Genomic DNA, 9,166 nt, shown 5'->3' with positions numbered 1-9,166 from the left:
TGTAGCCGTTGACGCTGATTACCGCATCGGCCTTCTGGATCGTGATGGCGGCCGTGCCGGTGGCATCGTTGTAGTTGGCGCCGCCGGTGAAGCTCCAGTTCGCGGTGCCGCCCGGCGCGTCGGTGAACGTCGCACCCAGGTTCAGACCGCTGCTGAGATACGCGCCGCCGACGCCCGTGGCCGTGCCGGTCGCCCCGTGCGCGGCGCCGTCATAGGTCCCGGTGTAGCCGTTGACGTCGGTCGTGGCGTCGGCCTTCTGGATGGTGATCGCCGCCGTGCCGGTGGCATCGTTGTAGTTCGTGCCGCCGGTGAAGATCCAGTTCGCGGTGCCGCCCGGCGCGTCGGAGAAGGTCGCACCCAGGTTCAGCCCGCTGGTGAGATTCGCGCCGCCGACACCCGTGGCCGTGCCGGTCGCCCCATGAGCGGCGCCGTCGTAGGTCCCGGTGTAGCCGTTGACGCTGATTACCGCATCGGCCTTCTGGATCGTGATGGCGGCCGTGCCGGTGGCATCGTTGTAGTTGGCGCCGCCGGTGAAGCTCCAGTTCGCGGTGCCGCCCGGCGCGTCGGTGAAGGTCGCTCCGAGATTCAGGCCGCTGCTGAGGTTCGCTCCGCCGACACCCGTGGCCGTCCCGCTGGCCCCGTGCGCGGCGCCGTCGTACACGCCCGTGTAGCCGGTGACGCTGATCACCGCGTCGGCCTTCTGGATGGTGATGGCTGCGGTGCCGTTGGCATCGTTGTAGTTCGTGCCGCCGGTGAAGCTCCAGTTCGCGGTGCCGCCCGGTGCGTCGGTGAACGTCGCACCCAGGTTCAGACCGCTGCTGAGATCCGCTCCGCCGACGCCCGTGGCCGTCCCGCTGGCCCCGTGCGCGGCGCCGTCGTAGGTCCCGGTGTAGCCGTTGACGCTGATCACCGCGTCGGCCTTCTGAATCGTGATCGCGGCGGTGCCGGTGGCGTCGTTGTAGTTCGTGCCGCCGGTGAAGCTCCAGTTCGCGGTGCCGCCCGGCGCGTCGGTGAAGGTCGCCCCCAGGTTCAGGCCGCTGCTGAGGTTCGCGCCGCCGACGCCCGTGGCCGTCCCGCTGGCCCCGTGCGCGGCGCCGTCGTAGGTCCCGGTGTAGCCGTTGACGTTGATCGTAGCGTCGGCCTGGCCGATGGTGAGCGGCTGGGTGTCGCTCCCCTCGTAGTTGGCGTCGCTGATGGTGCCGGTGACGCTGTACGTCCCCGCGTTGGCCGGGGCCGTGGCCGACGGGCCGTAGCTCGTGGAGCCGGTCCCCTCGTAGCTGAGGACGACCGTCAGCCCGCCCGGACTGGTGGCCGCCGACGCGCCCCGCGGCGAGCCGTCGTAGGTGTGGCTCAGGCCGCCGAGGGTGAGCGTCGCCGCCGCCTTCGCCGCCGAGATCGACTGCGGGGTCGCGGCGGCGCCGAGGTAGTTGGCGCCCTCGGCCACCGAGGCGGTGACGGTGCAGGTCCCCGAGCCGGCGTCGATGGTGACCACGCCGCCCGCGATGGAGCACGCGCCGCCGGCGCCGATGGTGAGCGCGCCGTCGCCCGTGGTGCTGGCGGTGGGCGTGTAGGTGCCGTGGTAGGCCAGCGTCGCGGGCGCGCTGCTGGTGAAGCTCACCGACGGCGTCGCCTTGCCGATCACCAGCGTGCCGGTGGCGCTCCCCTGGTAGTTGGCGTCGTCGACGCTGGCGCTCACGTCGTAGCTCCCCGCCGCGACGGGAGACGCCACGGGCGAGCCGCCCTGGCCGTAGGTGATCGTCACCCCCAGCCCGCCGGGGCTCGTCGTGGCCGTGGCCGACTTGCCGGACCCGTCGTAGGTGTGCGAGAGGCTCCCGGCGTCCAGCGACACCGTTGCCGCGGCCTTCGCGGCCGTGATCGTCTGGCTGGCCGTGCCGCCCGTGTAGTTGCCGGTCTCGGCCAGCGTCGCCGTCACCGTGCAGCTCCCCGAGCCCGCGGTGATGGTGACCGTGCCCCCGGCCAGCGAGCAGGCGTCGCCCGCGCCCACGCTCAGCGTGACCGCGCCGTCGCCCACCTGCGAGGTGGTCGGCGAGTACGTCCCGTTGAAGGCGAGCGTCCCCGGGCTGGCCGAGGTGAAGCTCACCGACCCCGCCGCCTTCGCCGCCGCGATGGTCTGCGGCGCGGCGGCGGCGGCGGCGTAGTTGGCCCCCTCCGACACCGACGCCGTCACCGTGCAGGCGCCGACGCCCGAGGTCATCGTCACCACCCCGCCGCTGAGCGAGCAGGCCCCGGAGGCGCCGAGGGAGAGCGTCCCGTCGCCGTTCGTGGCGGCGGCGGGCGTGTAGGTGCCCCCGAACGCCAGCGAGGCGGGCGCGGTGGAGGTGAAGCTCACCGTGGGCGTGGCCTTCAGCACGTTGATCGACACCGTGGTGCCGGCCACCGCGCCGAAGCTCGCGTCGTCGGTGGGGGTGAAGTCGGCCGCGAGGGCCTGGCCGCTCCCGGCGCCCAGCACCGTTCCGGCCGCGGGGGTGTAGGTGAACGTCCCCGCCACCGGCGACGAGCCGAACGCCGCGGAGGCGTTGAGCTGCGCCGCGCCGAGCGCCGTCCCGTAGGTGATGTCGGCGGGATTGCTCCAGGAGATCGTCGGGGTGGCCTTCGCCGCCGTGATCGTCTGGGTGGCCGTGGCGGCGGTGTAGTTCGTCGTGGCCGGCACCGAGGCCGTCACGGTGCAGGTGCCGGTGCCCGACGTCATCGTCACCGTGGAGCCGCTCATCGAGCAGGCGCCGCCGGCGGAGATGCCGAGCGCACCGTCGCTGTTCGACGAAGCGCTGGGCGAATAGGTCCCCTCGTAGACGAGGCTCGCCGGGGCGGTGGAGAGGAAGGTGACGGTGGCCGCCGCGGGGGAGATGGTGAAGCTCTGGTCGACGTCGGCCGCCGGGTTGTAGGTACCGTTGCCGGGCTGGGAGGCGCGCACGGTGCAGGTGCCGGCCGCCACGATCGTGACGGTGCTCCCCGCGACCGTGCACGTTCCGGTGGTGAGGCTCGCGAACGACACCGGCAGCCCCGAGCTGGCCGTGGCCGCCACCGCGAACGGCGGATCGCCGAAGCTCTTCCCCGCCAGCGCCCCGAAGGTGATGCTCTGGCTCAGCTTCCCGGTGACCGTGAAGTTGACGACGGTGCTGATCAGCGTCCCGCCGCTGCACGCCGAGCTCCCGGACGTGGCGCCCTTGCACGCCCGCACCGTCCAGTTGCCGGCCGCGGCCGAGGCGGGAGAGAACGAGCCGGTGATGGTGGCCCCGCCGGACTGGCTGAGGAAGGTGTTCGTTCCCATCACGTTGCCGGACGGGTCGGCCCACTCGATGCGGAAGTCCGCGCCGCCCGCGCCGCTCACGGACGTGGTCCCCTTCGCGCAGAGGGTGCCGCCCACGGCCACCGACGGGGTCCCCGCCGAGGTGCACCCGGCGGGCGCGCCGGCCGAGAAGCCGGTGACCCCGCTGGCGGTCCCGTCCGTGAACGTGGTCTGCGCCTGCACGCCCGAGAGCCGGCCCGTGGCGGTCACCACGAAGCGCACGTCCAGGTGGTGCTGCTCCGGCGCGAAGTCGCGGTTCACGAAGCCGCCGAGCGCGTCGGCCGTGGCCGTGAGCGTGCGGTTGTCGTGCACCTCCGGGTCCTCGTGCAGCACGATGGCCACCGTCTCGCCCGGCTGGAAGCCGGTGCCGGTGATGGTCACCGTGTCGCCCGGCGGGTAGTCGTCCCGGTCGGTGCGGATCACCGCCCCACCGGTGTTGCCGCCGGGCGCGCTCATCAGCACCACCTGTCCCCCCACGCTGGTGCCGGTCTGCCCCACGGCGTCCAGCGCGGCGCCCGCGGCCCCCTGCGGGAGCTGCACCCCGTAGGCGGCCATGCTGGCGTACGCCAGCACGCCCCCGCCCGAGCCCAGCACGGCGGAGCCGGTGGGGGTGAGCGCCCGCACGCTCGCGTACGTCTGCAGCCGCCCGTCGGCCACCAGGTTCACCCCGGTGATCGCGCGCAGCCAGTCGTAGCGCGACGTCACCTCGTCCGAGAGGTCCAGGAGCGCCACGATCCCCGGACCCTTCACGGCGGCGTAGCTCCCGGCCGCCCACCCCGCCAGGTTGCGCAGGAGGGCGTCCTTGGGCTCGCGGTTGGCGCTCCCCAGGTCGGGGGTGCCCGACCAGACGGCCACGCGCCCCATCACCGCGTCGCCCAGCCGCTCGGCCACGTCGGCGCGGCGCAGCAGGGCGTAGGGGCGGGTGGAGGCGTTGTCGGCCAGGGACGGCACGACCAGCACCGCGTACTGCCACAGGTCGGCCGTGACCAGGTCCACGGTGCCGCCGCTGCCGTCGTAGCCGCGGTCCACCCCGTCGGGGAAGCGGCTTGCCAGCGCGGCCGCCGCGGCCGCGCATCCGCCCTCGTCGATGCCGACGGGGCAGTAGACGAGGGCCCTCTGGGCGAGCGCCGCGGCGGGGGCGAGCGCCAGGGCGCACGCCGCCGCGGCCGCCAGGGCCGTGAGTTTCCGGCTCATGGCGTCCCTCAGCTGCAGGCGTCGGCGACCAGGGCCTCGAGCGAAGCCGCCTGGGCCACGTCGGTGGCCGCGGTCGACTCGCTTCCGGGGGCGGGCTGCAGGCGCGTGCGCGTCCGCTCCAGCTGGGCGCGGGCGGCCGCGCACACGCTGGAGACCTGTTCCGACGCGGCCGGGGCCACCGGCGCGGCGGCGGCGGTGGCCGCGGGGGCGGCCTCGGCTTCGGTGGGGAGCTGCTGCTTGGGCAGGTCCTGGCAGGCAGCGGCGAGAGCCGCCGCGCAAAGGGCGGCGAAACGGGCGTACCGCATGGGTTCCTCCTGGAGCACATCTGAAGGGGAGGTCGCGCCGAAGTGGCGCGGATGAACCCTGCCGGCGGCCCGGCCGTCTCGAAGGGGGAGAGACCCGTGGCTTTGCGGACCGGCCTCGCGGCCGGGGTGCCCTGAAGCGGAGGGGGGAAGTCAGCCTCGGGCGGCTAGCGCCGCCCGGAGCCACGGGGGTGAAGGAACAAGCATGCCATTCTTTGCGCAGCCCGTAAGCCGTCTTCCGAAAAGAACTTGCAGAGGGTGTCGGGATCTGTGCATGGGAAAAAGCGAACCACCTGTTACGAAACGAAACGCGGCTGCGGGGGGCGGGTTACGCCAGCGCGGCCCCGGCGGCGCGCGCCACCAGCTCCTCCAGCGAGCAGGGGCCGTCGGCGCGGCCGGCCACGGCGGCGCGCACCGAGAGCGCCGCGGGGACGTGCGCCCGGACCTCGGCCATCGATGCGAAGGCCTCGGCCTCGCTCTTCCCCGGCATCACGAGCAGGAACTCGCCCGCGCCCAGGTGCAGCGCCACCCCGTCTTCGCCCGCCGCGGCCCGGAGCGCCTCCGCCGCGCCGTGCAGCTCGTCGCCCTCGGGGGGCCCCGCCGCCCCGGCGACCGCCACCACGGCCACGGCCACCGCGCAGCCGCGGCGCGCCAGCGACTCGGCCAGGCGCAGCACCGCCTCGGCGCGGCCGGCGCCCTCCTCGCCCTCGCGCGCCGCGGGAAGGCGCCGCGCCAGCACGCGCTCCAGCCCGCGCACGCGCTCCAGCGCCGCCTCGGCCTGGCCGGCCAGCAGGCGCAGCAGCTCCAGGTCCTCCTCGTCGTACACGCGGTCGGCGCGGCGCTCCACCAGCACCGCCGCGCCTCCCGCGAAGGGCGCGCAGGCCAGCGAGGCCGCCCCCGCGCCCGCGAAGAGCGGCGCGAGCGCCGGGAAGCGCACCGCGTCGGCGGGGGCGAGGACCCCGGCGGCCCCGGCCCCGTCCAGCTCCAGCCCTTCCGCGGACCCCTCCAGCCGCGGCTCGCGCCGGGCCCGGAGCGGCCCGCCGCCCGGGGCGGGGAGGAAGAGGAGGCAGACGTGGGCGCCCACGATGCGGGGCGCGTGGGTCGCGAGCGCGTCCAGCACCGCGTCGCTCGAGCGCGCCTCGGCCAGCTCCCCCGCGAAGCCGGCCACCTGCTCGCCCAGGCGCAGCCGCCGCCAGCGCCGCCGCCACTCGCGCCGGCGGGCGTCGGTGGCGCCGGCGCCGCCCACCGCGGCCGGCTCCGCGCGCGGGGGCGGGAAGCCGAGCGGCGCGAAGTCGCGCAGCGTCTCGCGCAGGTAGGCGGCGGCCAGCTCGGCCAGCCCCAGGTCGGCGCCCGCGGGGGGGAGGCGGTCTTCTTCGCGGCGGAGGTACATCGGCGCGCCGGGGTGGGAGGCGGCGAAGGGGCGTGGCGCCGGCCGGGACTCCGGCGCCGCCCCGCGGCACCCCGCCCCCCGTACGCACCCTGGTGTTTCTGATTGCGCTCGGGAGACGGGAACCTCCGTGCCACGCGGGCCGGGGCCGGTGCAAACCCCTTGCACCGGCTTCGCTTCTGCCCGCTGCGGGCGCCGCCGCGCGGAGCGGCGCCACGGCGCGAAAGGTAACTCGCGTTTCGTTTCGTAACGCCGGAGGAGACCGCGCCACGCTTGCGCGGCAGCGGCGGCGCGCGTACCATGCCAATCCCCGCCGTGCCCCCCACGCGGCCACCGTCCCTCGCGCCGTCTCCGGGTCCCGGTGCCCCGATCCCCGGCTTCCGCACCCTCCCGCACCCCGGTCCGGCCGCCCGTGGCCGCCGCGGGCGCCATTTGCCTGCTGGTGGTCGAGGACGACCAGATGCAGGCGCGGCTGCTGCGCGCCAACGTGGAGCGCCCCGGGCGGCTGGAGGTGGAGCTGGCCGCCTCGGGCGAGGAGGCGCTGGCCCGCCTGGCGCGCCCGGGGGTCGACGTGGTGCTCACCGACCTGTACATGCCGGGGATGGACGGGATCGAGCTCCTGCGCCGCATCCGCGAGAGCGACCCGGCGCTCCCGGTGATCCTGGCCTCGGGCCACGCCACCCTCGACCGCGCGGTGGAGGGGATCCGCGCCGGGGCCACCGACTTCCTGCAGAAGCCGCTGAACGTGGGGGCGCTGCAGGCGCTGGTGGAGCGCGCCGTGGCCGAGCGGCCGGTGCGCGAGGAGATCGCCACCCGCCGCGCCGCCCCCGCCGGCGACGAGCTGCTGGCCGGGAGCCACCCCCGGCTGGAGGAGGTGCGCGAGTTCGCCCGGCAGGTGGCGCAGGCCCCCACCGCCCGCGTGCTGGCCACCGGCGAGTCGGGGACGGGGAAGAGCCTGCTGGCGCGCGCCATCCACGAGCGGTCGGGCGCCGTCGGCCGCTTCGTGCAGGTCAACTGCGCCGCCATCCCCCCGCAGCTCCTGGAGTCGGAGCTCTTCGGCCACGAGAAGGGCGCCTTCACCGACGCCAAGGCGCTCAAGCGCGGGCTGGTGGAGCTGGCCGACCGCGGCACGCTGCTGCTGGACGAGGTCGACACCCTCCCGCTCGAGCTGCAGCCCAAGCTCCTCCTCTTCCTGGAGACGCGCGAGGTGCGCCGCGTGGGGGGCGCCCACCCGATCCCGGTGTCCACCCGCGTGGTGGCCGCCACCAACGCCGACCTCGACCAGCGGGTGCGCGAGGGCGCCTTCCGCCGCGACCTCCTCTACCGGCTCGACGTGGCCCGCGTGCGGATGCCGCCCTTGCGCGAGATGCCCGAGGTGATCGTGGAGCTGGCCATGCGCTTCGCCCGCGAGCTCGCCGCCGAGCTCGGCCGCCCCGTCCCCGAGCTCACCCGGGCCGGCTGCGCCCCGCTGCTCGACTACCCCTGGCCGGGGAACGCCCGCGAGCTGCGCAACGCCGTGGAGCGCGCGCTCCTCTTCCACCGCGGCGGCCCCCTGGTGGCCCACCCCCCCGCCCAGGCGCGCGAGCCGCTTCCCGAGTCGCACCGCGTGGCGCTGGACCTGGGCCTCACCCTGGAAGAGGTGGAGCGCGCCTACCTGGCCGCCACCCTGGAGGGCACCCGCCGCGACCTGGCCGAGGTGGCCGCCGGGCTCGGCATCTCCCGCAAGACCCTGTGGGAGAAGCGGCGCCGCTACGGACTCTGATCCGTCCTTCGCCCCAGGCCGTCCGGACGGGACGCCGGAGCGGCGCCCCCCTTTCCTGCAGCGCCGCCGCCCGCGTCCGCGGCGGCCTGGACTCACCTCCCGACCGAGCGATGGAGCCCGTTCCCGTTCCCCCCGGCCCGCGCCGGCGCGTCCGCCCCATCTTCTTCCTCTGCCTGGCGGCGGTGGTGCTCATCAGCGCGCTGGACTGGCTGACGCCCGCCGGCGTGGTGGTCGGCATCTTCCTGGGCGTGCCGATCGCGCTCTCCTCCACCAGCGACCGCCCGCTCTGGGTGGTGCTCACCGGGGGGGCCGCCATGGCCTGCTTCGCCGTGGCGGCCGTGCTGGGGCGCGGACCCATCTCCCCCGCCGCCGTGTGGGTCCCGAACCGCGTCTTCGTCTTCCTCACCCTCCCGGCCATCACCTTCCTGGCGCTGGCGCTGCAGCGAGGCCGGCTGCAGGCCGAGTCGGCGCGCGACCTGAACCGCCTGCTGATGTCGCTGCTGGCGCACGACCTCCGCGCGCCGCTGGTGCTCTCGGCGCAGGCCATGGACTACGTGCGCGGCGCGGCCGAGCGCGGCGAGACTCCCGACCCCGTGCTGGTGGGCGACACGGCCGACCGGGTGCGCCGGAGCCTGCGCGCCATCGAGGTGGTGCTGGAGGTGGCGCGCGCCCAGGCCGAGGCCGGGGGGCGCGTGGCGGGGGTGGGGGGAGCGGAGCTGGCCGCCGGGCTGCGGGCCGAGCTCGACTCCTTCACCCCCGCCGCCGGGCGCGCCGGGAAGACGCTCCGCCTGGAAGAAGAGCCCGGGGCCCGCGCCGCCACCGCCGCCGACCCGCTGGTGCTGCGGCAGATGGTGGCCATCCTGGTCGACAACGGCGTGCGCTACGCCGACCCTGGCGCGCTGGTGGTGCGCCTGGACGCCGACCACGGCGGCGTGGTGGTGCGCGTGTGCGACCCCGGCCCCGGCATCACCGCCCACCGGGCCGCCCACGGCGCCTCCGACGGCTCGGGGCTGGGGATCGAGCTGGCCGCGGCGCTGGCGCGGCGCGCGGGCGGGCGCCTGGAGCTGGAGCACGACGGCCCCGGCGGCACCACCTGGGCGCTGCGCCTCCCCGGCGTGCGGATGACGTGAAAACCCAGGGCGAAGTGCGAAGTGCGAGGATCGAGGCCGGATCACCGCACTTCGCACTTAGGATTTCGCACTTCGCACTTGCAG

At 75.6% G+C, this 9,166-nt stretch carries 5 protein-coding genes and 1 riboswitch; of the genes, 2 read left to right on the top strand and 3 right to left on the bottom strand.

Going from position 1 to position 9,166, the window contains the following annotated elements; all coding sequences use genetic code 11:
* From VF746_29615 to VF746_29605, 3 genes are all read right to left on the bottom strand, one after another.
* The coding region (locus VF746_29615) for an MBG domain-containing protein (GenBank protein HEX8696613.1) at nucleotides 1–4,501 on the bottom strand (4,501 nt) is incomplete at its 3' end.
* Between the two features lie 8 nt (nucleotides 4,502–4,509).
* A complete protein-coding gene (locus VF746_29610; GenBank protein HEX8696612.1) occupies nucleotides 4,510–4,806 on the bottom strand; it encodes a hypothetical protein in 297 nt (98 codons plus the stop codon).
* Nucleotides 4,807–4,866: 60 nt separating this feature from the next.
* A riboswitch (cyclic di-GMP riboswitch) is annotated at nucleotides 4,867–4,947 on the bottom strand.
* 184 nt (nucleotides 4,948–5,131) lie between these two features.
* The gene (locus VF746_29605; protein ID HEX8696611.1) at nucleotides 5,132–6,193 is read right to left on the bottom strand and encodes a GAF domain-containing protein; all 1,062 of its coding nucleotides are present in this window, start codon (nucleotides 6,191–6,193) and stop codon (nucleotides 5,132–5,134) included.
* 409 nt (nucleotides 6,194–6,602) lie between these two features.
* Between VF746_29605 and VF746_29600 the strand changes: the two genes are divergently transcribed.
* Together VF746_29600 and VF746_29595 are read left to right on the top strand one after the other, a co-directional pair.
* Nucleotides 6,603–7,952 carry a sigma-54 dependent transcriptional regulator gene (locus VF746_29600; GenBank protein HEX8696610.1) on the top strand — a complete coding sequence of 450 codons (1,350 nt, stop codon included), beginning with the start codon at nucleotides 6,603–6,605 and terminating at the stop codon, nucleotides 7,950–7,952.
* A 110-nt stretch (nucleotides 7,953–8,062) separates the two neighbouring features.
* Nucleotides 8,063–9,082 carry a HAMP domain-containing sensor histidine kinase gene (locus tag VF746_29595; protein ID HEX8696609.1) on the top strand — a complete coding sequence of 340 codons (1,020 nt, stop codon included), beginning with the start codon at nucleotides 8,063–8,065 and terminating at the stop codon, nucleotides 9,080–9,082.
* Nucleotides 9,083–9,166: the final 84 nt, after the last annotated feature.

Source organism: Longimicrobium sp. (assembly GCA_036389795.1).
In the GTDB taxonomy this organism is placed as follows: domain Bacteria; phylum Gemmatimonadota; class Gemmatimonadetes; order Longimicrobiales; family Longimicrobiaceae; genus Longimicrobium.
This window is presented reverse-complemented; position numbering and strand designations above follow the sequence as displayed.

Coding starts and splice junctions, on each gene's coding strand:
- VF746_29595 (HEX8696609.1), top strand. CDS start 8,063: ATGGAGCCCGTTCCCGTTCCCCCCGGCCCGCGCCGGCGCGTCCGCCCC.
- VF746_29605 (HEX8696611.1), bottom strand. CDS start 6,193: ATGTACCTCCGCCGCGAAGAAGACCGCCTCCCCCCCGCGGGCGCCGAC.
- VF746_29610 (HEX8696612.1), bottom strand. CDS start 4,806: ATGCGGTACGCCCGTTTCGCCGCCCTTTGCGCGGCGGCTCTCGCCGCT.